We start from the raw sequence: 26,517 nt of genomic DNA on the forward strand, positions 1-26,517 counted from the left end.
GCCCTTACACTTATCAGGAGTCAGTCATGTCTTTTTCTCAAGCGGTTAGCGGCCTGAACGCTGCGGCCACCAACCTTGATGTTATCGGTAATAACATCGCCAACTCCGCCACCTATGGCTTTAAGTCCGGTACGGCATCATTTGCCGATATGTTCGCCGGTTCCAAAGTGGGGCTGGGCGTAAAAGTGGCGGGGATTACCCAGGATTTTACCGACGGTACGACAACGAACACCGGGCGCGGGCTGGATGTCGCGATTAGCCAGAACGGTTTTTTCCGCCTGGTAGACAGCAACGGTTCCGTGTTCTATAGCCGCAACGGCCAGTTCAAACTGGACGAGAACCGTAACCTGGTCAATATGCAGGGGATGCAGTTGACCGGCTATCCGGCCACCGGTACGCCGCCGACCATTCAGCAGGGGGCGAATCCTGCGCCGATCACCATTCCGAACACGCTGATGGCGGCGAAATCGACCACCACCGCGTCAATGCAGATCAACCTGAACTCAACGGACCCTGTACCGTCTAAAACGCCCTTTAGCGTGAGTGATGCGGATTCGTATAACAAAAAAGGCACCGTCACCGTTTATGACAGCCAGGGTAATGCCCATGACATGAACGTCTATTTTGTGAAAACCAAAGATAATGAATGGGCCGTGTACACCCATGACAGCAGCGATCCTGCAGCCACAGCGCCAACAACGGCGTCCACTACGCTGAAATTCAATGAAAACGGGATTCTGGAGTCTGGCGGTACGGTGAACATCACCACCGGTACGATTAATGGCGCGACAGCGGCCACCTTCTCCCTCAGCTTCCTTAACTCCATGCAGCAGAACACCGGGGCTAATAACATCGTCGCCACCAATCAAAACGGCTATAAGCCGGGCGACCTGGTGAGCTACCAGATTAACAACGACGGCACCGTGGTTGGCAACTACTCCAACGAGCAGGAGCAGGTGCTGGGGCAGATTGTGCTGGCTAACTTCGCCAATAACGAAGGTCTGGCATCCCAGGGCGATAACGTCTGGGCGGCGACGCAGGCCTCCGGGGTTGCGCTGCTGGGTACTGCCGGTTCCGGCAACTTCGGTAAGCTGACGAACGGCGCGCTGGAAGCCTCTAACGTGGATTTGAGTAAAGAGCTGGTGAATATGATCGTCGCGCAGCGTAACTACCAGTCGAATGCGCAGACCATCAAAACTCAGGACCAGATCCTCAATACGCTGGTTAACCTGCGCTAAGCGCCTGACGGGATAGCTTAATGGATCACGCAATTTATACCGCTATGGGGGCGGCCAGCCAGACGCTTAACCAGCAGGCGGTAACGGCCAGCAACCTGGCTAATGCCTCAACGCCGGGCTTTCGCGCGCAGCTTAACGCGTTACGCGCGGTGCCCGTTGATGGCCTCTCTTTAGCAACGCGCACGCTGGTTACGGCGTCGACGCCCGGGGCGGATATGACCCCGGGTCAGTTGGACTACACCTCCCGTCCGCTGGATGTCGCGTTACAGCAGGACGGCTGGCTGGTAGTGCAAGCGGCGGATGGCGCTGAAGGATATACCCGTAACGGGAATATCCAGGTGGGTCCGACCGGGCAGTTAACCATTCAGGGACATCCGGTTATCGGCGAAGGCGGCCCGATTACCGTTCCTGAAGGGGCGGAAATCACCATTGCGGCAGACGGCACGATCTCCGCGCTCAATCCCGGCGACCCGCCAAACACGGTGGCGCCCGTTGGGCGACTGAAGCTGGTCAAAGCGGAAGGCAATGAGGTGCAGCGGAGCGATGACGGTTTATTCCGCCTTACCGCCGAGGCACAGGCTGAACGCGGGGCGGTACTGGCCGCCGACCCGTCAATTCGCATTATGTCGGGCGTGCTGGAGGGCAGTAACGTCAAGCCGGTTGAAGCCATGACCGACATGATCGCCAACGCACGTCGTTTTGAAATGCAGATGAAGGTTATCACCAGCGTAGATGAGAACGAAGGGCGAGCTAACCAACTGCTGTCGATGAGTTAATACAGGACATTTTATGATCAGTTCATTATGGATCGCCAAAACCGGTCTGGATGCGCAGCAAACCAATATGGATGTGATTGCCAATAACCTGGCAAACGTCAGCACCAATGGTTTTAAGCGTCAGCGCGCGGTATTTGAAGATCTGTTGTATCAGACCATCCGCCAGCCGGGCGCGCAGTCGTCCGAGCAGACGACGCTGCCTTCCGGGCTGCAAATCGGTACCGGCGTGCGTCCGGTCGCCACGGAGCGCCTGCACAGTCAGGGGAACCTGTCGCAGACCAACAACAGTAAAGATGTGGCGATTAAAGGGCAGGGCTTTTTCCAGGTCATGCTGCCGGACGGTACGTCTGCCTATACCCGCGACGGCTCTTTCCAGGTGGATCAGAATGGTCAACTGGTGACGGCGGGCGGTTTTCAGGTGCAGCCGGCAATCACCATTCCGGCCAACGCGTTAAGCATCACGATTGGCCGCGACGGCGTGGTCAGCGTTACCCAGCAGGGGCAGGCCGCGCCGGTTCAGGTCGGGCAGCTTAACCTGACCACCTTTATGAACGACACCGGGCTGGAAAGCATCGGCGAGAACCTCTATATCGAAACGCAATCGTCCGGCGCGCCGAACGAAAGCACGCCGGGGCTCAACGGCGCGGGGTTGTTGTATCAAGGGTATGTCGAAACGTCGAACGTTAACGTGGCGGAAGAGCTGGTGAACATGATTCAGGTTCAACGCGCCTATGAAATTAACAGTAAAGCAGTATCGACGACCGATCAGATGCTGCAGAAACTGACGCAACTCTAAGGGGCCGCCGGTGGGGATACGCCACCGGCTCCCTGATTTTGAAGATGAAGGTAATGCAAAAATACGCGCTTCACGCTTACCCAGTTATGGCCCTGATGGTCGCGACGCTGACAGGATGCGCCTGGATACCCGCTAAACCGCTCGTGCAGGGGGCGACCACGGCGCAGCCGATACCTGGCCCGGTACCGGTGGCGAATGGCTCCATATTTCAGTCTGCGCAGCCGATTAATTATGGCTATCAGCCGCTTTTTGAAGATCGTCGACCGCGTAATATCGGCGATACGCTCACGATTGTGTTACAGGAAAACGTCAGCGCCAGTAAAAGCTCGTCGGCAAATGCCAGCCGCGACGGCAAAACCAGCTTTGGTTTTGATACGGTACCGCGTTATCTGCAAGGATTATTCGGTAATTCCCGCGCGGATATGGAGGCCTCCGGCGGCAACTCTTTTAACGGCAAAGGCGGCGCGAATGCCAGCAATACCTTTAGCGGCACGCTGACCGTGACCGTCGATCAGGTTCTGGCCAATGGCAATTTACACGTCGTGGGGGAAAAACAGATCGCGATTAATCAGGGAACGGAATTCATCCGCTTCTCCGGCGTGGTAAATCCACGCACCATCAGCGGCAGCAACTCCGTTCCCTCGACACAGGTGGCGGATGCGCGGATTGAATATGTCGGGAACGGCTATATTAACGAAGCGCAAAATATGGGCTGGCTGCAACGTTTCTTCCTTAATTTGTCGCCGATGTAAGCGAGGTGTATGTGTTTAAAGCTCTTGCAGGAATCGTTCTGGCACTGGTTGCCACTCTGGCGCACGCCGAGCGTATCCGGGATCTGACCAGTGTCCAGGGAGTACGGGAAAACTCGCTGATCGGCTACGGGCTGGTGGTCGGGCTGGACGGTACGGGCGACCAGACGACCCAGACGCCATTTACCACCCAGACGCTGAATAACATGCTGTCACAACTGGGGATTACGGTCCCCACCGGCACCAATATGCAGTTGAAAAACGTGGCGGCGGTGATGGTGACGGCGTCGTATCCGCCTTTTGCGCGACAGGGACAAACGATCGATGTCGTCGTTTCCTCAATGGGGAACGCTAAAAGTCTGCGTGGCGGGACGTTATTAATGACGCCGTTAAAAGGGGTGGACAGCCAGGTGTATGCTCTGGCGCAGGGCAATATTCTGGTCGGCGGCGCGGGCGCATCCGCAGGCGGCAGTAGCGTGCAGGTTAACCAGCTTAATGGCGGGCGCATCACTAATGGCGCGATTATCGAACGCGAGTTGCCGACTCAGTTCGGCGCTGGCAACACCATTAATCTGCAATTGAACGACGAAGATTTTACGATGGCGCAGCAAATTACCGACGCCATCAACCGCGCCCGCGGTTACGGCAGCGCCACTGCGCTTGATGCGCGAACGGTACAGGTACGCGTGCCCAGCGGCAACAGCTCGCAGGTGCGTTTTCTGGCGGACATTCAAAATATGGAAGTCAACGTGACGCCGCAGGATGCAAAAGTTGTGATCAACTCGCGTACCGGTTCGGTGGTCATGAATCGGGAAGTCACGCTGGATAGCTGCGCTGTGGCGCAGGGCAATTTGTCAGTGACAGTCAATCGCCAGCTCAACGTCAACCAGCCGAATACGCCATTTGGCGGCGGGCAGACCGTGGTGACGCCACAGACTCAAATAGATTTGCGTCAGAGCGGCGGATCGCTACAGAGCGTGCGTTCCAGCGCCAATCTGAACAGCGTAGTACGCGCGCTGAATGCGCTTGGCGCGACGCCGATGGACCTGATGTCGATTTTGCAGTCCATGCAGAGCGCGGGCTGTCTACGCGCCAAACTGGAAATCATCTGATGATCGGAGGCGGTAAATTGCTGGCCAGCGCGGCCTGGGATGCGCAATCTCTGAACGAACTGAAAGCGAAAGCGGGCCAGGACCCGGCGGCGAATATCCGTCCTGTGGCCCGTCAGGTGGAAGGGATGTTTGTGCAGATGATGCTGAAAAGTATGCGCGAGGCTTTACCCAAAGATGGTTTATTCAGCAGCGATCAGACGCGTCTGTATACCAGCATGTATGACCAGCAGATCGCCCAGCAGATGACCGCCGGTAAGGGATTGGGGCTGGCGGATATGATGGTTAAACAGATGACGGGCGGGCAGACGATGCCTGCAGATGATGCGCCGCAAGTACCGCTTAAATTCTCCCTGGAGACGGTAAACAGCTATCAAAATCAGGCGCTGACCCAACTGGTGCGCAAAGCCATACCGAAAACGCCGGACAGCAGCGATGCGCCGCTCTCCGGCGACAGTAAAGACTTTCTGGCCCGGCTTTCGCTCCCGGCGAGGCTGGCCAGCGAACAAAGCGGGGTGCCGCATCATCTGATTCTGGCGCAGGCGGCGCTGGAGTCCGGCTGGGGGCAACGGCAAATCCTGCGGGAGAATGGTGAACCCAGCTATAACGTATTTGGCGTTAAAGCGACCGCCAGTTGGAAAGGGCCGGTGACGGAAATCACCACCACTGAATACGAAAATGGCGAAGCGAAAAAAGTGAAAGCAAAATTCCGCGTCTATAGCTCGTATCTGGAGGCGTTATCGGATTATGTCGCGCTGTTAACGCGTAACCCACGCTACGCTGCCGTGACCACTGCCGCCACGGCAGAGCAGGGCGCAGTGGCTCTGCAAAACGCCGGATACGCCACTGACCCGAATTACGCACGTAAATTGACCAACATGATTCAGCAGTTGAAAGCGATGACTGAAAAGGTCAGCAAAACCTACAGCGCGAATCTCGACAATCTCTTTTAAATTGCTCAAGTCCACGTAGTCGCTGCCGATAACAACGAGTATTGAAGGATTAAAAGGAACCATCATGTCCAGCTTGATTAATCACGCCATGAGCGGACTTAACGCCGCGCAGGCCGCGTTAAATACGGTCAGTAATAACATCAACAATTATAACGTTGCGGGTTATACCCGGCAGACAACTATTCTGGCGCAGGCAAACAGTACGTTAGGGGCTGGCGGCTGGATAGGTAATGGCGTTTACGTTTCAGGCGTACAGCGCGAATATGATGCGTTTATCACTAATCAGCTACGCGGCGCGCAAAACCAGAGCAGCGGCTTAACCACGCGCTATGAACAAATGTCGAAAATCGACAACCTGCTGGCCGATAAATCCAGCTCACTGTCTGGTTCGTTGCAGAGTTTTTTTACCAGCCTGCAAACGTTAGTCAGTAATGCGGAAGATCCTGCGGCGCGTCAGGCGCTGATTGGTAAAGCGGAAGGGCTGGTAAACCAGTTCAAAACCACCGATCAGTATCTGCGCGATCAGGATAAACAGGTCAATATCGCGATTGGCTCCAGCGTGGCGCAAATCAACAATTACGCGAAGCAGATAGCTAACCTGAACGATCAAATCTCCCGTATGACGGGCGTAGGCGCGGGCGCATCGCCGAACGACCTGCTCGATCAGCGTGATCAGTTGGTCAGCGAGCTTAACAAGATCGTTGGCGTCGAGGTGAGCGTACAGGACGGCGGCACCTATAACCTGACGATGGCCAATGGCTATACGCTGGTGCAGGGGTCGACGGCGCGTCAGTTGGCGGCGGTTCCCTCCAGCGCCGACCCGACGCGAACGACTGTCGCTTATGTCGATGAGGCCGCCGGTAACATCGAAATTCCGGAAAAGTTGCTGAACACCGGTTCGCTCGGCGGATTACTGACGTTCCGTTCTCAGGATCTGGATCAGACTCGTAATACGCTGGGCCAGTTGGCGTTGGCGTTTGCCGATGCGTTTAACGCGCAGCATACCAAAGGTTATGACGCCGACGGCAATAAAGGGAAAGACTTCTTTAGCATTGGCTCGCCGGTGGTATATAGCAACAGTAATAATGCCGATAAAACGGTATCGCTAACCGCTAAGGTGGTCGACAGCACGAAGGTTCAGGCGACGGATTATAAGATTGTTTTTGACGGTACAGACTGGCAGGTTACTCGCACTGCGGATAACACCACTTTCACGGCGACAAAAGATGCTGACGGAAAACTGGAGATTGACGGTCTGAAAGTGACGGTAGGGACTGGCGCACAGAAAAACGACAGTTTTCTTCTCAAGCCGGTCAGCAATGCTATCGTCGACATGAACGTTAAAGTGACAAATGAAGCCGAGATTGCGATGGCGTCTGAGTCAAAACTCGATCCTGATGTGGATACCGGCGACAGCGATAACCGCAATGGTCAGGCATTGCTGGACTTACAAAACAGCAACGTAGTGGGCGGCAACAAAACCTTTAACGATGCTTACGCCACGTTGGTCAGCGATGTGGGTAACAAAACGTCAACGCTGAAAACCAGCAGCACCACGCAGGCGAATGTGGTTAAACAGCTTTATAAACAGCAACAGTCGGTTTCCGGCGTTAACCTCGACGAAGAGTACGGCAATTTGCAGCGTTATCAGCAGTATTATCTGGCGAATGCGCAAGTATTGCAGACCGCGAATGCGCTGTTTGATGCGTTATTGAATATTCGCTAAAGGAGAAGGATGACATGCGTATCAGTACCCAGATGATGTACGAACAAAATATGAGCGGCATCACTAATTCTCAGGCCGAATGGATGAAGCTGGGCGAGCAGATGTCTACCGGTAAGCGCGTTACCAACCCATCTGACGATCCGATCGCCGCGTCGCAGGCGGTAGTACTCTCTCAGGCGCAGGCGCAGAATAGCCAGTACGCCCTGGCGCGTACGTTTGCCACCCAAAAAGTGTCGCTGGAAGAAAGCGTACTCAGTCAGGTGACGACGGCGATTCAAACCGCGCAGGAAAAAATCGTCTATGCCGGAAACGGCACGTTAAGCGACGATGACCGCGCGTCGCTGGCGACGGATTTACAGGGCATCCGCGATCAGCTGATGAACCTGGCAAACAGCACTGACGGCAATGGTCGCTATATCTTTGCCGGGTATAAAACGGAAGCGGCGCCATTCGACCAGGCGACAGGTGGTTATCATGGCGGCGAGAAAAGTGTTACCCAGCAGGTGGATTCCGCACGCACGATGGTAATTGGCCATACGGGCGCGCAAATTTTTAATAGCATCACCAGCAATGCGGTGCCGGAACCGGATGGCTCGGACTCCGAAAAGAATCTGTTTGTCATGCTCGATACGGCAATTGCCGCACTCAAGACCCCGGTGGAAGGCAATGACGTGGAAAAAGAAAAGGCCGCTGCCGCCATTGATAAAACCAATCGCGGCTTAAAAAATTCGCTTAATAACGTCCTGACCGTTCGTGCGGAACTGGGAACGCAACTGAGCGAACTCAGTACGCTGGATTCACTGGGAAGCGATCGTGCGCTGGGACAGAAACTGCAGATGAGCAACCTGGTAGATGTGGACTGGAACTCGGTCATTTCCTCCTACGTCATGCAACAGGCGGCATTACAGGCGTCCTATAAAACGTTTACCGACATGCAGGGAATGTCGCTTTTCCAGTTGAACCGGTAACGCCTCTTTTTGAAACATATCACGAAACTGGATATGTTTTGTCTGCCCGCGCCATCCACCCCGGCGCGGGCATTTTTTTAGTCGTCATTGAGTTAGTGGTCATATTGTCGCGCCCGTAGCGACGCCATCCGTACGTATTATCCCGCCCGATCTCATAAACGCCTGGAGTGACTAAAAGACGCCATGGGGTGAGGCATCGCCCTGTAAGGGGCATAAAAAAGCCGACCTGGCGGTCGGCTTTGTATCAGCATTTACATCATTCTACCGGCTGTGGGCGTGTCGCCGGGGCGCTGGCATGACGTGTAGCGCTGTGTCCGCCTGCCGCGCCTTTACCTTCAAAGTGGAAGGAAGGGCGCTGCCAGTCGCTATGGTGCGGGGTTTCCGGCACATATTCCGGCGCTGGCGCACGCGTCATCGGCGCGCTGGCGTGATTATGATCGTCGTCAACGCAGACAACGTCCTGCGGCTTTTCCACCACCTGGGCCGGTGCGATAACGGTTTCTTCTGCCGTGTGCTCCACAACAGCCGCTTCCGCTTTTGTCTCTTCTTCTGGCTCGACAACGACAACATCAGCTACGTCTTCAGCCACTGTAATGGACGCGTCGGCGGTTTCTGCTACCGGTTCGGCGTCAGCAATAACCTCTTGCGCCACCGGCGTATCGCTTTCGGCAATCAGTTGCGGCTGTTCATCAACCGGCGCGGCAATCACTTCCGGATGCGTTGTCTCGACGACAGTCTGCGGCTCAACGGCAACGTTTTCTACCGCCTGTACCGACGCTTGTGGTTCGAGCGCTACGGTCGCAGCGATAACCTGCTGTTCAGCGACAACCGGTTGTGGCAGCGCCAGATCTGCTTCACGCTGCTCTTCAACAACCTGCGTTTCCTGCGGACGGACAATCGGGTAGCGGATCCAGACTTTACCGGACGCCATTTCCGGCGACGCGCAGGCGACGGTTAACGGCATCGGCGATTGTGTCGGGTAGCGCTCGTCACGATAGCGACGGCGACGCTGACCGCTTACGCGCAGGTGGCGCGGAGAACGGCGGGAGCGACGCGGCATACCGGTATTATCGCGAGGTTCTACGCTATCATCCTGCTCCGGCGCGATATCGGCGACGACAGGTAAATCAACTTTCGCCAGCTCGGTACGCGGCGCTGGAACGGGCTGTTCAACGTTTTCAACCGGGCGTGGTTCGTCGACGACGACCGGCGTGTCAACCGTTTCAACCACTGCGCTGTTGGTAAAGCGGACTTTCTGATTAAGCTGACGCTGCTTGCGGCGCGGCTGAACCTGCTGAACGCGTTCTTCCTGCTCGGTCTCCTGGACAGGTTGTTCTTCGCGGTTAAGCGCTTTTACTTCCTGCTGCGCCTGACGCTTGTCATCATTGCGGCGGCGGCTGCGTTCGCGACGCGGCGTCTGTTGCTGCTCATCGCCAGTTTTCACTTTTTCCGCCGTTTCCTGCTGGCGGGTGTCGCGCGTTTCTGCATTTTGCTGCTGCGCCTGGCGACGGTTACGACGATTATCGTCGCGGCTCTCGCCGCCGTCACGTCCGGCACGGTTATCACGGGTGTCGCGGCGTTCGTTACGATCGCGACGGTTGTTCTGCCGTGGCTTGCGACGATCCTGCTGACGCTCCGCTTTTTCTTCCGCTTTCGGTGCGGCTGTTTCAACGGTTTTCGTTTCTTCACCGCTGAACAGTTGTTTCAGCGCGTTAAGGAAGCGGCTAAACAGACCCGGCTGGGCAGGCTGCGTGGCGGCAACATTATCCTTTTTCGCCGTGGCGACGCTAACCGCCGGTTCGACAGGCGTCGGCGCTGGAGGCACATCTGGCATAGCGAATGTCGCCAGCGCAGGCTGTTCCGGGCGTTTACGCTCGGCGTACTCTTCTTCAGAAGGCAGCGCCATCGCTTCTTCGTGCAGCTTCGGCAGCATGTAGCTCAGGGTCGGCGTTTCTTCCCCTTTACGTACGCGCAGCACGGAATAGTGCGGCGTTTCCATCTGATCGTTCGGGACGATGACACAGCGGACGCCATCCTGACGCGTCTCAATAGCGTTAACTGCCGTCCGTTTTTCGTTAAGCAGATAAGAGGCGATCGGCACCGGAACAATGGCATGGACTTCCTGCGTATTCTCTTTCAGCGCTTCTTCTTCAATCAGGCGCAGAATGGACAGCGACAGAGATTCGTTATCGCGCACGGTGCCGGTACCGCTACAGCGCGGACACACGTGATGGCTGGATTCGCCCAGCGACGGGCTCAGGCGCTGACGCGACATTTCGAGCAGGCCGAAGCGGGAAATATGGCTAATCTGAATACGCGCCCGGTCCTGACGCACCGCTTCACGCAGGCGGTTTTCTACCGCGCGCTGGTGACGTACCGGCGTCATATCGATAAAGTCGATAACGATCAGTCCGCCCAGGTCGCGCAGACGCAACTGGCGGGCAATCTCATCGGCCGCTTCCAGGTTGGTATTGAACGCGGTTTCTTCGATATCGCCGCCGCGAGTCGCGCGGGCGGAGTTGATATCGATGGCGGTTAACGCTTCGGTACTGTCAATGACGATGGAGCCGCCGGAGGGCAGGCGCACTTCACGCTGGAACGCTGACTCGATCTGCGATTCGATCTGGTAATGGCTGAACAACGGGATTTCACCGGTGTATAGCTTAATTTTGCTGCTAAAATCCGGGCGGCCCAACGCGGCGATATGCTGACGCGCCATTTCCATCACTTTTGGATTGTCGATCAGGATTTCACCGATATCCTGACGCAGATAGTCGCGAAACGCGCGTACGATGACGTTGCTTTCCTGATGGATCAGGAACGGCGCGGGACGGCTTTCAGCGGCTTTCTGAATGGCTTCCCAGTGTTTCAGGCGGAAGCTTAAATCCCACTGCAACGCTTCGGCGGATTTACCCACGCCCGCGGTACGTACGATAAGCCCCATCCCTTCAGGAAGTTCCAGGCTGGCCAACGCTTCTTTTAACTCGGTACGATCGTCGCCTTCAATGCGACGGGAGATACCACCCGCGCGCGGGTTATTCGGCATCAGTACCAGGTAGCTGCCCGCCAGACTGATAAAGGTGGTTAACGCCGCGCCTTTGTTGCCGCGCTCTTCTTTATCGATTTGAACAATGACTTCCTGGCCTTCGCGTAACACGTCTTTAATGTTCGGGCGACCATGAGCGCTGTAGTTAGCGGGGAAATATTCGCGGGCAATTTCTTTTAACGGGAGGAAACCGTGGCGTTCTGCGCCGTAATCAACAAAAGCCGCTTCCAGGCTCGGTTCAATACGGGTAATTTTGCCTTTATAGATGTTCGCTTTTTTCTGCTCGTGTCCGGGGCTTTCTATATCCAGATCGTACAGACGCTGCCCATCTACAAGGGCGACGCGCAACTCTTCCTGCTGAGTCGCGTTGATTAACATTCTTTTCATCGTAACTTACTCATTATTCTTACGTTGACGACTAAGCTGCGGGCATGGTAACGCCTTACCGGGCATGAACCGATGGCCTCGTGACTATTTCGCGTCGCCAACCTCACGGTTATCGTCAGCTCAAAGAGGCGCAGAGTGTCGGTTGCCTGTATTTCATACGGAAACACAGCGCAATTATCAGGGAAGCAGCCTGGGCATTACTCTCCAGAGAAGATCCTATCTACCGGTAAGGACTGCAACCCGCAGCCCGCTAACTGTCTGAAAAATCAATACGTCTTACGCCATTGCTGCGTTGATGATCGGTCAGACAAAATGGGTTATTCCGCTAAACTTTTTGTTTTAACAAGTTTCGGTGCGGAAACCGCATCATTATTCCACTGCTAACCTTGTTATAGCAAGATGACTTTTACCATTTATCACCCGCTTACTCACAGTTTTTTCACCAGCGCGAGCCAATCGCTTTAATAACCAGCAAAACCGCAGTGAAAAATGTTCATCCACTGGCGTAGACGTCTCTATAAGCATAGAAAAATGTGTGGCGCGAATCTCACAGGCTATTTAGAATCGCCCCCCATGAAAACAGAAACGCCATCCGTAAAAATTGTTGCTATCGCCGCTGACGAAGCGGGGCAACGCATTGATAACTTTTTGCGCACCCAACTGAAAGGGGTACCAAAAAGTATGATTTATCGCATCTTGCGTAAAGGCGAGGTGCGGGTGAACAAAAAACGCATTAAACCGGAATACAAACTGGAAGCGGGCGATGAAGTCCGCATTCCGCCGGTTCGCGTTGCTGAACGCGAAGAAGAGGCCGTGTCGCCGCATTTGCAAAAAGTGGCGGCGTTGGCGGACGTCATTTTGTATGAAGACGACCATATTCTGGTGCTGAATAAGCCTTCCGGCACCGCCGTACACGGCGGGAGCGGGTTAAGTTTTGGCGTCATCGAAGGGCTGCGGGCGTTGCGTCCGGAAGCGCGATTCCTGGAACTGGTGCATCGTCTTGACCGCGATACCTCCGGCGTGCTGTTGGTGGCGAAAAAACGCTCCGCGCTGCGTTCGCTGCATGAGCAACTGCGCGAAAAGGGAATGCAGAAAGATTATCTGGCGCTGGTGCGCGGCCAGTGGCAATCGCACGTTAAAACCGTACAGGCGCCATTATTAAAGAACATTCTGCAAAGCGGCGAACGCATTGTTCGCGTGAGCCAGGAAGGCAAACCGTCAGAAACGCGCTTCAAGGTGGAAGAGCGCTATGCCTTCGCCACGCTGGTGCGCTGTAGCCCGGTCACGGGCCGTACGCATCAGATTCGCGTACATACCCAATATGCCGGTCACCCTATTGCGTTCGACGATCGCTACGGCGACCGTGAGTTTGATCAACAGCTTACCGAAGCGGGAACCGGTCTTAAACGTCTCTTTCTGCACGCCGCGGCGCTGAAGTTCACGCATCCGGGAACGGGCGAAGTCATGCGCATTGAAGCGCCAATGGATAACGCCCTGAAGCGCTGTCTACAGGTGCTGCGTAACGCAAAATAGTTCCTCTCTCGGGCAGGTTATCTGCCCGAATCTCACTTTTCTCATAATATTTTTGTTTTGCTGTATCCGACGCATTTTTACCGTTGTGTACTGTTTATTCTTGCGATCCGGATTTCGGCGTGTTTAAGGACGAACAGATGGCCAATACTAGCTGGATGCGCTCATTTACTCAGCGTTGGGGAAAATACGTTATCGTGCCGCTCGTGATCGCGATGTTGGCCGGTTGCGAAGGGAAGGGCGATAGTTCACGACGGGCTTTCGTTGAGTATTTGAATACGCAAATCATTACGTCTCCCGTGGTGGGCGTCTGTGAGTTGACGCCAGCCCAACGTCAGGCTTTTGGTCATTACGCCGATGACTACGATGTACTATTAACTGCCTACGGGCAAATCTTTGCTGTGGTGTATGAGACCGGCCAGGAGGATAAGATCACCGGTGTTATCCAGTCTGAGCGTGATAATCTGGTTTTCCTGAACGAGCTACGTGTGGCTCGTGACGTAAACAATCGATTTATCCTTCGGTTGAAAAATGTGAGTAGTGAAAACAGAAAAAAATATTCTGCTTTAAAGCTCCCCTCTGATGTGAAGCCTGTCTTTGACGCTGCGTGGAATAAAACCGTAACACCGCTGGATGAGACGATGACTCGCTATTATTTTCTGCGCGGAAAGCGGCTCGACCAACTGGTCGCAATGGGCGAGTTTCTGCAAAAACAGGGAAATAAAGTCCGCTTTGAAACGAATGGAAAAGCGGTTTTTGCCGACCAGGCAGCAAAAGAACACTTTCAGGATCAACAAGTTAATTTTTTCATTACGCAGAATGATATAAACCATCTTACGCAGCAGATGGTTGAATTTATAAATAGTCAACAAGATGCGGCTGATGCTGGCGGCGTTAATTAAAGGAATGTGTCGTGAGGTGAAGCAATGTTAGGGGGGCGTAAACTCATCGCGAGATGGAATTTAACGAGTCGCAAGGGGAAGGTTTCAGGACAGTAAACGTCCTGAGAGTTGCTCGCGAGAATAAGTTCGTAAGCCGCTTTTGACGCCGTAGAGCGCGTCAGGCGAGTATTGAGAACATGTGTTTTTACAAAACTGAACTGAGATGGGGAATTCATTAACGCGCACGTATACCGCTGTTGATACCCTATGGGATAAAACGCACCGTACATCGGTTCGTAATGCCAATGCTTTTTTTCTGGTCGGTGAATGGATTGACCAGGAAACGGGCCCGCACGAAGAGAGTGAAGATCGGCAGGCGCTAAATTGTTCACAACAAGCGCTTTCCAGTTGGTTAGAACTGGAAGCGGTCGAAACTGCTCCCCAATAAACGGGAGATAACTACCAACACGTGCAGAAACGGCTTTTAGCGGTATTTGAAAAGCCTACAGAATATCCGTTTACTGCAGTAGCGGGTTGAAGCCTTCCCGTCGCAGCATCTGGCACAGAGCAATAAGCGGCAAGCCGATCAGCGTGTTCGGATCGCGGCCCTCTAAGCGCTCAAATAATGCAATGCCTAAACCTTCGCTTTTAAAACTTCCCGCGCAATGCAGCGGATGCTCTTTACGGACATAGTCGTCTATTTCCGCTTCGCTTAAATGGCGAAAATGAACGTCAAAAGGCTCCACTTCGGTTTGTAAGTGCCCGGAGGCGGAGTTATACAGTGCCAGTCCGGTATAAAACGTCACAATATTTCCGCTGGCTTTGGCTAATTGCTGACGCGCTTTTTCTTCCGTCAGCGGTTTGCCGGTGATTTCGCCGTCCAGAACACAAATTTGGTCGGAGCCAATAATCAAATGATTCGGGAAACGCGCGGCGAGCGATTGCGCCTTCGCCTGCGCCAGCCGCAGCACCAACTGACGCGGCGCTTCGCCCGGCATGGGGGTTTCATCAACATCCGGCGCGGCGCATTCGAAAGGAATCGTCAGCTTTTCCAGCAGCGCGCGACGCCAGGGAGAGGTAGACGCAAGGATGAGACGGGGCATATTTTTTCCCTCAGATATAGCGTAATGATGAGAGCCATCTTAAACTATGCTCTTCGGTCTTCAAGCCTGTCATACTGACTCGTCTTGAGCGAAAATAAGTCTGTAACCCGCAATGTGTGCGAATTATTGGCAAAAGGCAACCGCAGGCTGCCTTTTTCTTTGACTATATGACGTTACGAAGTTAATATGCGCGCCCTATGCAAAAGGTAAAATTACCCCTGACTCTTGATCCGGTTCGTACCGCTCAAAAACGCCTTGATTACCAGGGTATCTATACCCCCGATCAGGTTGAGCGCGTTGCCGAATCTGTAGTCAGTGTGGACAGTGATGTGGAATGCTCCATGTCGTTCGCTATCGATAACCAGCGTCTCGCCGTTTTGACTGGCGATGCGGTCGTTACGGTGTCGCTCGAATGCCAGCGTTGCGGGAAACCGTTTACCCATCAGGTTCACACAACGTATTGTTTTAGCCCTGTCCGTTCCGACGAGCAGGCTGAAGCACTGCCGGAAGCGTATGAGCCGATTGAGGTAAACGAATTCGGCGAAATCGATCTGCTGGCGACGGTTGAAGATGAAATCATCCTCGCCTTGCCGGTAGTTCCGGTGCATGATTCTGAACACTGTGAAGTGTCCGAGGCGGACATGGTCTTTGGCGAACTGCCTGATGAAGCGCAAAAGCCAAACCCATTTGCCGTATTAGCCAGCTTAAAGCGTAAGTAATAGGTCTTCCCCGCGGACGCAGGGATAAACCGTAATTGAGGAGTAAGGTCCATGGCCGTACAACAGAATAAACCAACCCGTTCCAAACGTGGCATGCGTCGTTCCCATGACGCTCTGACCGCAGTCACCAGCCTGTCTGTAGACAAAACTTCTGGTGAAAAACACCTGCGTCACCACATCACTGCCGACGGTTACTACCGCGGCCGTAAGGTCATCGCTAAGTAATCGCGCGATACTCGATGCCTTTTGCATCACAGGCGTGCCTGTGGTGTAAAAGCCGAAGAGTACAAGCGTGATAAAGCTTAGTGAGGATTTCTCCGCGTAAGCGGAGAACACCGAACCAGGCAGCGACGATACCTTGACACGTCTAACCCTGGCGTTAGATGTCATGGGGGGCGATTTTGGTCCTTCCGTGACGGTGCCTGCAGCATTGCAGGCACTGAACGCTAATTCGCAGCTCACTCTTCTTTTAGTCGGGAATCCCGATATTATCACGCCATTACTTGCCAAAGCTGACTTTGAACAACGTTCGCGTCTGCAGATTATCCCTGCACAGTCAGTTATTGCCAGTGATGCCCGGCCTTCGCAGGCGATCCGCGCCAGTCGCGGGACATCCATGCGTGTGGCCCTGGAGCTTGTGAAAGAAGGCCGAGCCGAAGCTTGCGTTAGCGCCGGTAATACCGGGGCGCTGATGGGGCTGGCGAAATTATTGCTCAAGCCTCTTGAGGGGATTGAGCGTCCGGCGTTGGTGACGGTATTACCGCATCAGCAAAAGGGCAAAACGGTAGTGCTTGATTTGGGTGCCAACGTCGACTGTGACAGTACCATGCTGGTGCAGTTTGCCGTGATGGGCGCCGTTTTGGCGGAAGAGGTCGTCGGGATCAAAAATCCCCGCGTGGCGCTACTCAATATCGGGGAAGAAGAAACCAAAGGCCTCGATAGTATTCGCGAAGCCTCTTTAATGTTAAAAACAGTCCCAACCATCAATTACATCGGCTACCTTGAGGCGAATGAGTTACTGACGGGAAAAACCGATGTACTGGTGTGTGACGGCTTTACAGGCAATGTCACACTTAAAACGATGGAGGGGGTTGTCAGAATGTTCCTTTCACTGCTGAAATCACAGGGCGAGGGGAAAAAACGGTCGTGGTGGCTGCTGTTATTAAAACGTTGGTTACAAAAAAGCCTGACGAGGCGATTCAGTCACCTCAACCCCGACCAGTATAATGGCGCCTGTCTGTTAGGATTGCGCGGCACGGTGATAAAAAGTCATGGTGCGGCCAATCAGCGAGCATTTGCAGTCGCGATTGAACAGGCAGTGCAGGCGGTGCAGCGACAAGTTCCTCAGCGAATTGCCGCTCGCCTGGAATCTGTATACCCAGCCGGATTTGAACCGCTGGACGATGGCAAAGGCGTAAACCTGCGGGCGCACAGATAATATCGCTGTCTCCCCGGCGCCGCCAGCGTGCCAGACGTTTACAGGTAACGGTATATAACCGAAAAGTGACTGAGCGTACATGTATACGAAGATTATTGGTACTGGCAGCTATCTGCCCGAACAAGTGCGGACTAACGCCGATCTGGAAAAAATGGTTGAGACCTCTGACGAGTGGATTGTCACTCGTACAGGTATTCGTGAACGCCATATCGCCGCGCCGAATGAAACTGTCGCGACGATGGGCTTTACCGCTGCGAATCGCGCGATTGAGATGGCGGGGATCGATAAAGACCAAATTGGCTTGATTGTGGTGGCTACCACATCAGCAACGCATGCATTTCCAAGCGCGGCATGTCAGATTCAAAGTATGCTCGGTATTAAAGGTTGCCCGGCGTTTGATGTCGCGGCAGCGTGCGCAGGTTTCACCTACGCGTTAAGCATCGCCGACCAGTACGTTAAATCCGGCGCGGTTAAACACGCGCTGGTGGTCGGTTCCGATGTATTAGCCCGCACTTGCGATCCTGGCGATCGCGGTACGATCATTATTTTCGGCGATGGCGCAGGCGCGGCCGTACTGAGCGCTTCTGAAGAACCGGGTATTATCTCCACTCATCTTCATGCCGATGGCCGTTACGGTGAATTACTGACCCTGCCGAATGCCGATCGCGTAAATCCGGATAACCCGATTTACCTGACGATGGCGGGCAATGAAGTCTTTAAAGTGGCGGTCACTGAACTGGCGCATATTGTCGATGAGACGCTGGCGGCTAATAACCTGGATCGCTCAGAACTCGATTGGCTGGTGCCGCATCAGGCTAACCTGCGTATCATTAGCGCGACAGCGAAAAAACTCGGCATGTCGATGGATAATGTCGTCGTCACGCTGGACAGGCACGGCAATACCTCCGCGGCTTCTGTGCCGTGCGCGCTGGATGAAGCCGTGCGTGACGGGCGAATTAAAGCCGGTCAGCTGGTATTGCTTGAAGCCTTCGGGGGTGGATTCACCTGGGGCTCCGCGCTGATTCGTTTCTAGTATAAGGATTTAAACATGACGCAATTTGCATTTGTGTTCCCCGGTCAGGGTTCTCAGAGCGTTGGGATGTTGGCCGAAATGGCGGCAAATTACCCTATCGTAGAAGAAACGTTTGCTGAAGCTTCTGCGGCTCTGGGATATGATCTGTGGGCGCTCACCCAGCAAGGTCCAGCGGAAGAACTGAATAAAACCTGGCAGACGCAGCCGGCGTTATTAACCGCTTCCGTCGCTCTTTGGCGCGTTTGGCAGCAGCAGGGCGGTAAAATGCCTGCGTTAATGGCAGGTCACAGCCTGGGCGAATATTCCGCGCTGGTTTGCGCTGGCGTCATCAACTTTGCTGATGCCGTTCGTCTGGTGGAAATGCGTGGTAAATTCATGCAGGAAGCGGTTCCGGAAGGTACTGGCGGCATGTCTGCGATCATCGGGCTGGATGATGCCTCTATTGCTAAAGCCTGTGAAGAATCTGCCGAAGGGCAGGTTGTTTCGCCGGTTAACTTTAACTCGCCGGGACAGGTGGTTATCGCCGGGCATAAAGAGGCGGTAGAACGCGCGGGCGCAGCCTGTAAAGCCGCTGGCGCGAAACGTGCGCTGCCGCTGCCGGTGAGCGTACCGTCGCACTGCGCGCTGATGAAACCAGCGGCAGATAAGCTGGCGGTTGAATTAGCCAAAATTACCTTTAGCGCGCCAACGGTGCCGGTAGTAAACAACGTTGACGTGAAATGTGAAACCGATGCCGCCGCTATCCGCGATGCGCTGGTTCGCCAGTTGTACAATCCGGTACAGTGGACGAAGAGCGTGGAATTTATCGCGGCGCAGGGCGTTGAACATCTTTATGAAGTGGGTCCAGGTAAAGTCCTCACTGGTCTGACGAAACGTATTGTCGACACCCTGACAGCGTCGGCGCTGAACGAGCCGGCGGCGCTGTCTGCGGCACTTACGCAATAAAAGAGGAAAACCATGAGCTTTGAAGGAAAGATTGCGCTGGTGACTGGTGCAAGCCGTGGCATAGGCCGCGCAATTGCAGAGACTCTCGTTGCCCGCGGCGCGAAAGTTATCGGGACTGCGACCAGTGAAAATGGTGCGAAGAACATTAGCGACTATTTAGGTGCTAACGGGAAAGGTTTGATGTTGAATGTGACCGATCCTGCATCTATTGAATCTGTTCTGGAAAATATTCGCGCAGAATTTGGTGAAGTGGATATCCTGGTTAATAATGCCGGTATCACTCGTGATAATCTGTTGATGCGAATGAAAGATGATGAGTGGAACGATATTATCGAAACCAACTTATCATCCGTTTTCCGCCTGTCAAAAGCGGTAATGCGCGCTATGATGAAAAAGCGTTGTGGTCGCATTATCACTATTGGTTCTGTGGTTGGTACCATGGGAAATGCAGGTCAGGCAAACTACGCTGCGGCGAAAGCGGGCCTGATCGGTTTCAGTAAATCACTGGCGCGTGAAGTTGCGTCCCGTGGTATTACTGTCAATGTTGTGGCTCCGGGTTTTATTGAAACGGACATGACGCGTGCGCTGTCTGACGATCAGCGTGCGGGTATCCTGGCGCAGGTGCCTGCGGGTCGCCTCGGCGGCGCTCAGGAAATCGCCAGTGCGGTTGCATTTTTAGCCTCTGACGAAGCGAGTTACATCACTGGTGAGACTCTGCACGTCAACGGCGGAATGTACATGGTTTAATCACGATTGAAAAATATTTGCGTTATTAGGGCGAAAGGCCGCAAAATAACGTAAAATCGTGGTAAGACCTGCCGGGATTTAGTTGCAAATTTTTCAACATTTTATACACTACGAAAACCATCGCGAAAGCGAGTTTTGATAGGAAATTTAAGAGTATGAGCACTATCGAAGAACGCGTTAAGAAAATTATCGGCGAACAGCTGGGCGTTAAGCAGGAAGAAGTAACCAACAATGCTTCTTTCGTTGAAGACCTGGGCGCAGATTCTCTTGACACCGTTGAGCTGGTAATGGCTCTGGAAGAAGAGTTTGATACTGAGATTCCGGACGAAGAAGCTGAGAAAATCACCACCGTTCAGGCTGCCATTGATTACATCAACGGCCACCAGGCGTAAGTGAACATCTCCAGGCGGTCGTTCGACCGCCTGAGTTTTATCTTTTTGTCCCACTAGAATCATTTTCCCTCCCTGGAGGACAACCGTGTCTAAGCGTCGTGTAGTTGTGACCGGACTGGGCATGTTGTCTCCTGTCGGCAATACCGTAGAGTCTACCTGGAAAGCTCTCCTTGCCGGTCAGAGTGGCATCAGCCTGATCGACCATTTCGATACTAGCGCCTATGCAACGAAATTTGCTGGCTTAGTAAAGGATTTTAACTGTGATGACATTATCTCGCGCAAAGAACAGCGCAAGATGGATGCCTTCATTCAATATGGAATTGTCGCTGGCGTACAGGCCATGCAGGATTCTGGCCTTGAAGTGACGGAAGAGAACGCAAGCCGTATTGGCGCCGCTATCGGCTCCGGTATCGGTGGTCTCGGTCTGATCGAAGAAAACCACAGTTCGCTGGTAAAAGGCGGACCGCGTAAGATTAGCCCGTTCTTTGTCCCGTCGACGATTGTTAACATGGTAGCAGGCCATCTGACTATCATGTATGGCCTGCGTGGGCCAAGCATCTCTATTGCGACTGCCTGTACTTCAGGCGTGCATAACATCGGCCATGCCGCGCGTATCATCGCCTATGGTGATGCGGACGCGATGGTGGCAGGTGGCGCAGAAAAAGCCAGTACGCCGCTGGGCGTAGGTGGTTTTGGCGCAGCGCGCGCGCTGTCGACCCGCAACGATAACCCACAGGCGGCGAGCCGTCCGTGGGATAAAGAACGCGATGGTTTTGTACTGGGCGACGGTGCCGGTATGTTGGTGCTTGAAGAGTACGAACATGCAAAAGCGCGTGGTGCGAAAATCTATGCTGAAATCGTCGGCTTTGGTATGAGCAGCGATGCTTACCATATGACGTCGCCGCCGGAAAATGGCGCAGGCGCTGCGCTGGCGATGGTTAACGCGTTGCGTGATGCCGCGATTGAGCCTGCTCAGATTGGCTACGTCAACGCGCACGGCACGTCGACGCCTGCCGGCGACAAAGCTGAGACGCAGGCGGTTAAGTCAGTCTTTGGCGATGCTGCAAGCCGAGTGATGGTGAGCTCGACCAAATCGATGACCGGCCATCTGTTGGGCGCCGCAGGCGCAGTAGAGTCTATTTTCTCTATTCTGGCGCTACGCGATCAGGCCATTCCGCCAACCATTAATCTGGATAACCCGGATGAAGGTTGCGATCTGGACTTCGTGCCGCACGAAGCGCGCCAGGTCAGCGATCTGGAGTATGCTCTGTGTAACTCCTTTGGCTTTGGCGGAACTAACGGTTCCTTGATTTTTAAAAAGATCTAAGTTAAGCCAGAGACAGACATTAATAAAAAGGTCCGCTTGTCGGGCCTTTTTTATCAGGCATATCACCTCTTGTTCTGCGTTATTCATCCTGCCACACTAGCAGGCGACGGATAAGGAGCCACTATGTTTTTAATTAATGGCCATGCGCAGGATCAACTTGCTGTAAGCGACCGGGCGACGCAGTTCGGCGATGGCAGTTTTACGACCGCACGTATTGTTGATGGCAACATTTGCCATCTGGAAGCGCATCTTCAGCGCTTGCAGGTTGCCTGTGAAAAATTACGGATCGCTTTTAGCCATTGGTCGACCCTTCGGCAAGAGATGACAATGTTGGCCACAGGGCATGATTCAGGCGTGTTGAAAGTGATCATTAGCCGTGGTAGCGGCGGCCGGGGATACAGCGCCATGAATTGTCAGGCAGCTACCCGAATCCTCTCCGTTTCTGCTTATCCCGCTTATTATTCTCAGTGGCGTAAGCAAGGCATCACTCTTACCCTTAGTCCCATACCGCTTGGGCGCAATCCTTATCTTGCCGGATTAAAACATCTGAACCGCCTCGAACAGGTGTTGATTCGCTCTCATCTTGAGCAGACGGACGCCGATGAGGCGCTGGTTCTTGACAGCGAGGGATGGGTTACGGAATGCTGTGCGGCTAATTTGTTCTGGCGTACAGGCGACATTGTTTTTACGCCGCGTCTGGATCAGGCCGGGGTGAACGGCATTATGCGACAATTTTGTTTACGCCAACTGGCGCAATCTCCTTTCCAGGTTATTGAAGTACAGGCGAGAGAGGAGGCAGTCAGGCAGGCGGATGAGATTATCATTTGCAACGCGCTAATGCCGATTATTCCCATACGCGCCTATCACGGGACGTCGTATTCTTCGCGAACACTGTTTCAATTTTTAGCCCCATTTTGTGAGCATCCGAATTAGTTATGAAAAAATTGTCAGGCGTTTTCCTTCTGCTGTTGGTTGTGCTGGGTATTGCCGCGGGCGTGGGGATGTGGAAAGTTCGCCATCTGGCGAACAGCACGTTACTTATTAAAAACGAGACTATCTTTACGCTCAAGGCGGGAACGGGGCGGCTGGCGCTTGGCGACCAGCTTTATGATGAAAAAATCATTAATCGCCCCCGGGTATTTCAGTGGCTGCTGCGCGTGGAGCCTGAGTTATCGCATTTTAAAGCGGGAACTTACCGTTTTACGCCGGGGATGACCGTACGGGAAATGCTTGAGTTGCTGGAGAGCGGCAAAGAAGCGCAATTCCCGTTGCGGTTTGTGGAAGGGATGCGCCTTAGCGACTACCTGAAACAGTTACGAGAGGCGCCGTATATTCGCCATACATTGCCGGATGATGACTACGCCACTGTCGCTCAGGCATTAAAGCTTGCGCACCCGGAATGGGTAGAAGGGTGGTTCTGGCCCGATACCTGGATGTATACCGCCAACACCAGCGATGTCGCTATTCTCAAGCGAGCGCATCAAAAGATGGTGAAAGCTGTCGATACTGTCTGGAAAGGTCGGGCCGAGGGGCTGCCTTATAAAGATCAGAACCAACTGGTGACAATGGCCTCGATTATTGAAAAAGAGACGGCTGTCGCCAGCGAACGCGATCAGGTGGCCTCAGTCTTTATTAATCGCCTGAGAATCGGTATGCGCCTTCAGACCGATCCCACCGTGATTTACGGGATGGGGACGAGTTATAATGGTAACTTGTCGCGTGCGGATCTGGAAAAGCCGACGGCTTATAACACGTATACCATAACCGGGCTGCCGCCAGGACCGATTGCATCGCCCAGCGAAGCGTCATTGCAGGCGGCGGCGCATCCGGCGAAAACGCCGTATCTCTATTTTGTGGCCGACGGTAAAGGCGGTCACACATTTAACACCAATCTTGCCAGCCATAATCGGTCAGTGCAGGAGTACCTGAAAGTGCTTAAGGAAAAAAATGGGCAGTAATTATATCGTCATCGAGGGCCTGGAAGGCGCCGGAAAAACCACTGCGCGCGACGTGGTGGTGGAGACCCTTGAGCAACTGGGTATTCGTAATATGATTTTTACCCGTGAGCCGGGCGGTACGCAGCTTGCCGAAAAACTAAGAAGTCTGGTGTTGGATATCCGATCGGTAGGCGACGAAGTGATTACCGATAAAGCGGAAGTGCTGATGTTTTATGCCGCTCGCGTACAGCTCGTCGAAACGGTAATCAAACCCGCGCTGGCGCAAGGCATATGGGTGATCGGCGATCGCCACGATCTCTCGACCCAGGCGTATCAGGGGGGAGGGCGCGGCATTGATCAAACCATGCTGGCGACACTACGCGATGCCGTGCTGGGCGATTTTCGCCCTGACCTGACGCTGTATCTGGATGTCACGCCGGAAGTCGGGCTAAAACGCGCCAGAGCGCGCGGCGATTTGGATCGCATTGAGCAGGAATCTTTTGATTTCTTTAACCGGACTCGCGCGCGCTATCTGGAACTGGCGGCGCAAGACTCGCGTATCCGCACCATTGACGCGACACAGCCGCTGGATGCCGTCATGCGCGACATTCGCGCCACGGTGACGAAGTGGGTGCAGGAGCAAGCGGCATGAAATGGTATCCATGGTTACGGCCCGCCTATGAAAAACTGGTAGAAAGTTACCAGGCGGGACGTGGGCACCATGCGCTACTGATTCAGGCCTTACCTGGCATGGGCGACGAGGCGCTGTGCTATGCTCTGAGCCGTTATCTGTTATGCCAGCAGCCTGAGGGCCACAAAAGCTGTGGGCATTGCCGTGGCTGTCAGCTTATGCAGGCTGGCACGCATCCGGACTATTACACGCTGACGCCGGATAAAGGCAAAAGCAGCCTCGGCGTAGATGCGGTACGCGAGGTCAGCGAGAAATTGTACGAGCACTCCCGTCTGGGCGGCGCGAAGGTGGTGTGGATTGCGGATGCGGCGCTATTAACCGACGCCGCCGCCAATGCGTTGCTCAAAACGCTGGAAGAGCCGCCGGAGCAAACCTGGTTTTTCCTTGCCAGCCCGGAGCCTGCTCGTCTGTTGGCGACATTACGCAGCCGCTGCCGGCTGCATCATCTGGCGCCGCCGTCCGAATCGTATGCGATGTCATGGCTATCGCGAGAAGTGACGGCGTCACAAGAAGCATTGCTCACGGCGCTACGCCTGAACGCGGGGTCGCCCGGCGCCGCGCTGGCGCTGTTGCAGTCTGAACGTTGGGCGCAGCGTGAGGCGCTGTGTCAGGCGTTGATGGACAGTTTACATACGGGCGACTGGTATGCGGTATTAACGGCGCTCAATCATGAGCAAGCCCCGGCGCGCCTGCATTGGCTGGCGACGCTGCTGATAGACGCGCTGAAACGTCAGCACGGCGCGTCGTACCTGACAAACGTTGATGCGGACGCGGTTGTTGCCGCGCTGGCGGGGCCGCTATCCCCGGCGCGTATTCAGGCAATCCTGAACGATGTTTGCCATTGTCGTGATCAATTACTTCATGTGACCGGATTAAACCGCGAACTGGTATTAACCGATCTCATTCTCCGCATCGAGCATTACCTGCAACCAGGCACCTTGTTGCCTGTTCCTCATCTTTGAGAGAGACATTATGTTTTTAGTCGACTCACACTGCCATCTTGATGGTCTGGATTATCAATCTTTGCATAAGGACGTGGACGATGTGCTGGCGAAAGCCGCCGCGCGCGATGTGAAGTTCTGTTTAGCGGTGGCGACGACGCTGCCGGGGTATCGCCATATGCGCGAGCTGGTGGGCAAGCGCGATAATGTGGTCTTTTCCTGCGGCGTGCATCCGTTAAATCAGGATGAAGTATATGACGTAGAAGAACTGCGCCTCCTTGCTGCAGAAGACGATGTGGTGGCGATGGGCGAGACCGGGCTTGATTACTTTTACACGCCTGAGACCAAAATCCGCCAGCAGGCGTCTTTTATTCATCATATCCAGATTGGCCGCGAATTGCATAAACCGGTGATTGTCCATACTCGCGACGCGCGTGCCGATACGCTGGCTATCCTGCGCGAAGAAAAAGTGACGGATTGCGGCGGCGTACTACACTGTTTTACAGAAGACAGAGAAACGGCCGGCAAATTGCTGGATCTGGGGTTTTATATCTCTTTTTCCGGCATCGTAACGTTCCGTAACGCTGAACAGTTGCGTGATGCGGCGCGCTATGTGCCGCTGGATCGGTTATTAGTCGAGACCGATTCTCCTTATCTGGCGCCGGTGCCGCATCGCGGTAAAGAGAACCAGCCTGCGATGGTACGCGACGTCGCAGAATATATGGCGGTATTGAAAGGGGTTGCCGTTGAAGAACTGGCGCAGATCACCACCGATAACTTTGCTCGCCTGTTCCATATTGACGCGTCTCGCCTGTCATCAATCCGTTAAACGAGTTTTTTTAAAGCTCGTAATTAATAAACAAAACGCGTAAAGTTCACCGCCACAAAAGGGGCGGTGAGCGATCTTATGGAAACATTCGGAAACTCATTTTGGCAGAATGTGATACTTTTTAGGCTATCTGGCGCTGAAACGTGATAGCCGTCAAACAAAATCAGACGTATTTATTTTACTCTGTGTAATAAATAAAAGGGCACTTAGATGTCCTGTCCACGGCGGGGTTCTCCCCCCTCGCCAATGCGTGAGA

Annotated in this window: 26 protein-coding genes; 24 read left to right on the forward strand and 2 right to left on the reverse strand. The window is 54.1% G+C overall.

All coding sequences use genetic code 11. The annotated features are described in order from the left end of the window. Nucleotides 1–26 precede the first annotated feature (26 nt). The 8 genes from flgE to flgL all read left to right on the forward strand — a co-directional run bounded on the left by flgE (nt 27) and on the right by flgL (nt 8,315). A complete protein-coding gene (flgE, locus tag ACLJR2_RS19845) occupies nt 27–1,238 on the forward strand; it encodes a flagellar hook protein FlgE (protein ID WP_000010567.1) in 1,212 nt (403 codons plus the stop codon). 20 nt (nt 1,239–1,258) lie between these two features. Beyond that, on the forward strand, nt 1,259–2,014 hold the full coding sequence (locus ACLJR2_RS19850) for a flagellar basal body rod protein FlgF (protein ID WP_000349276.1): 756 nt from the start codon (nt 1,259–1,261) through the stop codon (nt 2,012–2,014). 13 nt (nt 2,015–2,027) lie between these two features. Then, nucleotides 2,028–2,810 (forward strand): flagellar basal-body rod protein FlgG, encoded by a 783-nt coding sequence (gene flgG / locus ACLJR2_RS19855; protein ID WP_000625851.1) that lies wholly within the window; start codon nt 2,028–2,030, stop codon nt 2,808–2,810. A gap of 53 nt (nt 2,811–2,863) precedes the next feature. Beyond that, on the forward strand, nt 2,864–3,562 hold the full coding sequence (gene flgH / locus ACLJR2_RS19860; protein WP_001174897.1) for a flagellar basal body L-ring protein FlgH: 699 nt from the start codon (nt 2,864–2,866) through the stop codon (nt 3,560–3,562). A gap of 11 nt (nt 3,563–3,573) precedes the next feature. Continuing rightward, nucleotides 3,574–4,671 (forward strand): flagellar basal body P-ring protein FlgI, encoded by a 1,098-nt coding sequence (locus tag ACLJR2_RS19865; RefSeq protein WP_001518955.1) that lies wholly within the window; start codon nt 3,574–3,576, stop codon nt 4,669–4,671. Then, nucleotides 4,671–5,621, forward strand: coding sequence for a flagellar assembly peptidoglycan hydrolase FlgJ (flgJ, locus tag ACLJR2_RS19870; protein WP_000579053.1), 951 nt, complete (start codon nt 4,671–4,673; stop codon nt 5,619–5,621). The genes ACLJR2_RS19865 and flgJ overlap by 1 nt, the downstream gene beginning before the upstream one ends. 64 nt (nt 5,622–5,685) lie before the next feature. Next, nucleotides 5,686–7,347, forward strand: coding sequence for a flagellar hook-associated protein FlgK (gene flgK, locus ACLJR2_RS19875; protein ID WP_000096425.1), 1,662 nt, complete (start codon nt 5,686–5,688; stop codon nt 7,345–7,347). A gap of 14 nt (nt 7,348–7,361) precedes the next feature. Beyond that, nucleotides 7,362–8,315, forward strand: a complete 954-nt coding sequence (gene flgL / locus ACLJR2_RS19880) for a flagellar hook-associated protein FlgL (protein ID WP_001223032.1) — start codon at nt 7,362–7,364, stop codon at nt 8,313–8,315. A 256-nt stretch (nt 8,316–8,571) separates the two neighbouring features. Here the strand turns inward: flgL and rne are convergent, their stop codons facing one another. After that, entirely contained in the window at nt 8,572–11,748 is a 3,177-nt protein-coding gene (gene rne, locus ACLJR2_RS19885) for a ribonuclease E (protein WP_000827474.1), read from the reverse strand. Nucleotides 11,749–12,321: 573 nt separating this feature from the next. Here rne and rluC point away from each other — a divergent pair. From rluC to ACLJR2_RS19900, 3 genes are all read left to right on the forward strand, one after another. Beyond that, nucleotides 12,322–13,281 (forward strand): 23S rRNA pseudouridine(955/2504/2580) synthase RluC, encoded by a 960-nt coding sequence (rluC, locus tag ACLJR2_RS19890; RefSeq protein ID WP_000846319.1) that lies wholly within the window; start codon nt 12,322–12,324, stop codon nt 13,279–13,281. A 155-nt stretch (nt 13,282–13,436) separates the two neighbouring features. Then, entirely contained in the window at nt 13,437–14,180 is a 744-nt protein-coding gene (locus ACLJR2_RS19895; protein WP_077905128.1) for a DUF3053 domain-containing protein, read from the forward strand. A gap of 202 nt (nt 14,181–14,382) precedes the next feature. Beyond that, complete coding sequence (locus ACLJR2_RS19900) at nt 14,383–14,607, forward strand: hypothetical protein (RefSeq protein WP_000528428.1); 225 nt, start codon at nt 14,383–14,385, stop codon at nt 14,605–14,607. Nucleotides 14,608–14,677: 70 nt separating this feature from the next. On the opposite strand, the gene ACLJR2_RS19905 is transcribed toward ACLJR2_RS19900, so the two are convergent. Further along, nucleotides 14,678–15,262, reverse strand: a complete 585-nt coding sequence (locus ACLJR2_RS19905; RefSeq protein ID WP_001137604.1) for a Maf family protein — start codon at nt 15,260–15,262, stop codon at nt 14,678–14,680. Nucleotides 15,263–15,459: 197 nt separating this feature from the next. On the opposite strand from ACLJR2_RS19905, the gene yceD reads away from it, so the two are divergent. From yceD to ACLJR2_RS19970, 13 genes are all read left to right on the forward strand, one after another. Beyond that, a complete protein-coding gene (yceD, locus tag ACLJR2_RS19910) occupies nt 15,460–15,981 on the forward strand; it encodes a 23S rRNA accumulation protein YceD (protein WP_001174492.1) in 522 nt (173 codons plus the stop codon). A 51-nt stretch (nt 15,982–16,032) separates the two neighbouring features. Next, complete coding sequence (gene rpmF, locus ACLJR2_RS19915; protein ID WP_000290727.1) at nt 16,033–16,206, forward strand: 50S ribosomal protein L32; 174 nt, start codon at nt 16,033–16,035, stop codon at nt 16,204–16,206. A 133-nt stretch (nt 16,207–16,339) separates the two neighbouring features. Then, on the forward strand, nt 16,340–17,419 hold the full coding sequence (gene plsX, locus ACLJR2_RS19920) for a phosphate acyltransferase PlsX (RefSeq protein ID WP_001518286.1): 1,080 nt from the start codon (nt 16,340–16,342) through the stop codon (nt 17,417–17,419). Between the two features lie 79 nt (nt 17,420–17,498). Then, nucleotides 17,499–18,452, forward strand: coding sequence for a beta-ketoacyl-ACP synthase III (fabH, locus tag ACLJR2_RS19925; RefSeq protein ID WP_000288148.1), 954 nt, complete (start codon nt 17,499–17,501; stop codon nt 18,450–18,452). Nucleotides 18,453–18,467: 15 nt separating this feature from the next. Then, nucleotides 18,468–19,397 (forward strand): ACP S-malonyltransferase, encoded by a 930-nt coding sequence (gene fabD / locus ACLJR2_RS19930; protein WP_000191343.1) that lies wholly within the window; start codon nt 18,468–18,470, stop codon nt 19,395–19,397. A 12-nt stretch (nt 19,398–19,409) separates the two neighbouring features. Further along, nucleotides 19,410–20,144, forward strand: a complete 735-nt coding sequence (fabG, locus tag ACLJR2_RS19935) for a 3-oxoacyl-ACP reductase FabG (protein WP_000007236.1) — start codon at nt 19,410–19,412, stop codon at nt 20,142–20,144. Between the two features lie 155 nt (nt 20,145–20,299). After that, a complete protein-coding gene (gene acpP, locus ACLJR2_RS19940; RefSeq protein WP_000103754.1) occupies nt 20,300–20,536 on the forward strand; it encodes an acyl carrier protein in 237 nt (78 codons plus the stop codon). An 85-nt stretch (nt 20,537–20,621) separates the two neighbouring features. Continuing rightward, on the forward strand, nt 20,622–21,863 hold the full coding sequence (gene fabF, locus ACLJR2_RS19945; protein ID WP_000044664.1) for a beta-ketoacyl-ACP synthase II: 1,242 nt from the start codon (nt 20,622–20,624) through the stop codon (nt 21,861–21,863). 123 nt (nt 21,864–21,986) lie between these two features. Beyond that, nucleotides 21,987–22,796, forward strand: a complete 810-nt coding sequence (gene pabC / locus ACLJR2_RS19950) for an aminodeoxychorismate lyase (RefSeq protein WP_000478659.1) — start codon at nt 21,987–21,989, stop codon at nt 22,794–22,796. Nucleotides 22,797–22,798: 2 nt separating this feature from the next. After that, nucleotides 22,799–23,821, forward strand: coding sequence for a cell division protein YceG (gene yceG / locus ACLJR2_RS19955; protein WP_000736459.1), 1,023 nt, complete (start codon nt 22,799–22,801; stop codon nt 23,819–23,821). Continuing rightward, nucleotides 23,811–24,452 carry a dTMP kinase gene (gene tmk, locus ACLJR2_RS19960; RefSeq protein WP_000535396.1) on the forward strand — a complete coding sequence of 214 codons (642 nt, stop codon included), beginning with the start codon at nt 23,811–23,813 and terminating at the stop codon, nt 24,450–24,452. The genes yceG and tmk overlap by 11 nt, the downstream gene beginning before the upstream one ends. After that, a complete protein-coding gene (holB, locus tag ACLJR2_RS19965; RefSeq protein WP_000872452.1) occupies nt 24,449–25,453 on the forward strand; it encodes a DNA polymerase III subunit delta' in 1,005 nt (334 codons plus the stop codon). Before tmk ends, holB begins: the two co-directional genes overlap by 4 nt. Nucleotides 25,454–25,463: 10 nt before the next feature. Next, nucleotides 25,464–26,261, forward strand: a complete 798-nt coding sequence (locus ACLJR2_RS19970; RefSeq protein ID WP_000480274.1) for a metal-dependent hydrolase — start codon at nt 25,464–25,466, stop codon at nt 26,259–26,261. The last annotated feature ends 256 nt before the right edge of the window (nt 26,262–26,517 follow it).

Origin of the sequence: Salmonella sp. SAL03688 (assembly GCF_046551895.1) — a bacterium.
Lineage (GTDB): Bacteria > Pseudomonadota > Gammaproteobacteria > Enterobacterales > Enterobacteriaceae > Salmonella > Salmonella enterica.

Coding starts and splice junctions, on each gene's coding strand:
- flgE (WP_000010567.1), top strand. CDS start 27: ATGTCTTTTTCTCAAGCGGTTAGCGGCCTGAACGCTGCGGCCACCAAC.
- ACLJR2_RS19850 (WP_000349276.1), top strand. CDS start 1,259: ATGGATCACGCAATTTATACCGCTATGGGGGCGGCCAGCCAGACGCTT.
- flgG (WP_000625851.1), top strand. CDS start 2,028: ATGATCAGTTCATTATGGATCGCCAAAACCGGTCTGGATGCGCAGCAA.
- flgH (WP_001174897.1), top strand. CDS start 2,864: ATGCAAAAATACGCGCTTCACGCTTACCCAGTTATGGCCCTGATGGTC.
- flgJ (WP_000579053.1), top strand. CDS start 4,671: ATGATCGGAGGCGGTAAATTGCTGGCCAGCGCGGCCTGGGATGCGCAA.
- flgK (WP_000096425.1), top strand. CDS start 5,686: ATGTCCAGCTTGATTAATCACGCCATGAGCGGACTTAACGCCGCGCAG.
- flgL (WP_001223032.1), top strand. CDS start 7,362: ATGCGTATCAGTACCCAGATGATGTACGAACAAAATATGAGCGGCATC.
- rne (WP_000827474.1), bottom strand. CDS start 11,748: ATGAAAAGAATGTTAATCAACGCGACTCAGCAGGAAGAGTTGCGCGTC.
- rluC (WP_000846319.1), top strand. CDS start 12,322: ATGAAAACAGAAACGCCATCCGTAAAAATTGTTGCTATCGCCGCTGAC.
- ACLJR2_RS19895 (WP_077905128.1), top strand. CDS start 13,437: ATGCGCTCATTTACTCAGCGTTGGGGAAAATACGTTATCGTGCCGCTC.
- ACLJR2_RS19900 (WP_000528428.1), top strand. CDS start 14,383: ATGGGGAATTCATTAACGCGCACGTATACCGCTGTTGATACCCTATGG.
- ACLJR2_RS19905 (WP_001137604.1), bottom strand. CDS start 15,262: ATGCCCCGTCTCATCCTTGCGTCTACCTCTCCCTGGCGTCGCGCGCTG.
- yceD (WP_001174492.1), top strand. CDS start 15,460: ATGCAAAAGGTAAAATTACCCCTGACTCTTGATCCGGTTCGTACCGCT.
- rpmF (WP_000290727.1), top strand. CDS start 16,033: ATGGCCGTACAACAGAATAAACCAACCCGTTCCAAACGTGGCATGCGT.
- fabH (WP_000288148.1), top strand. CDS start 17,499: ATGTATACGAAGATTATTGGTACTGGCAGCTATCTGCCCGAACAAGTG.
- fabD (WP_000191343.1), top strand. CDS start 18,468: ATGACGCAATTTGCATTTGTGTTCCCCGGTCAGGGTTCTCAGAGCGTT.
- fabG (WP_000007236.1), top strand. CDS start 19,410: ATGAGCTTTGAAGGAAAGATTGCGCTGGTGACTGGTGCAAGCCGTGGC.
- acpP (WP_000103754.1), top strand. CDS start 20,300: ATGAGCACTATCGAAGAACGCGTTAAGAAAATTATCGGCGAACAGCTG.
- pabC (WP_000478659.1), top strand. CDS start 21,987: ATGTTTTTAATTAATGGCCATGCGCAGGATCAACTTGCTGTAAGCGAC.
- yceG (WP_000736459.1), top strand. CDS start 22,799: ATGAAAAAATTGTCAGGCGTTTTCCTTCTGCTGTTGGTTGTGCTGGGT.
- tmk (WP_000535396.1), top strand. CDS start 23,811: ATGGGCAGTAATTATATCGTCATCGAGGGCCTGGAAGGCGCCGGAAAA.
- holB (WP_000872452.1), top strand. CDS start 24,449: ATGAAATGGTATCCATGGTTACGGCCCGCCTATGAAAAACTGGTAGAA.
- ACLJR2_RS19970 (WP_000480274.1), top strand. CDS start 25,464: ATGTTTTTAGTCGACTCACACTGCCATCTTGATGGTCTGGATTATCAA.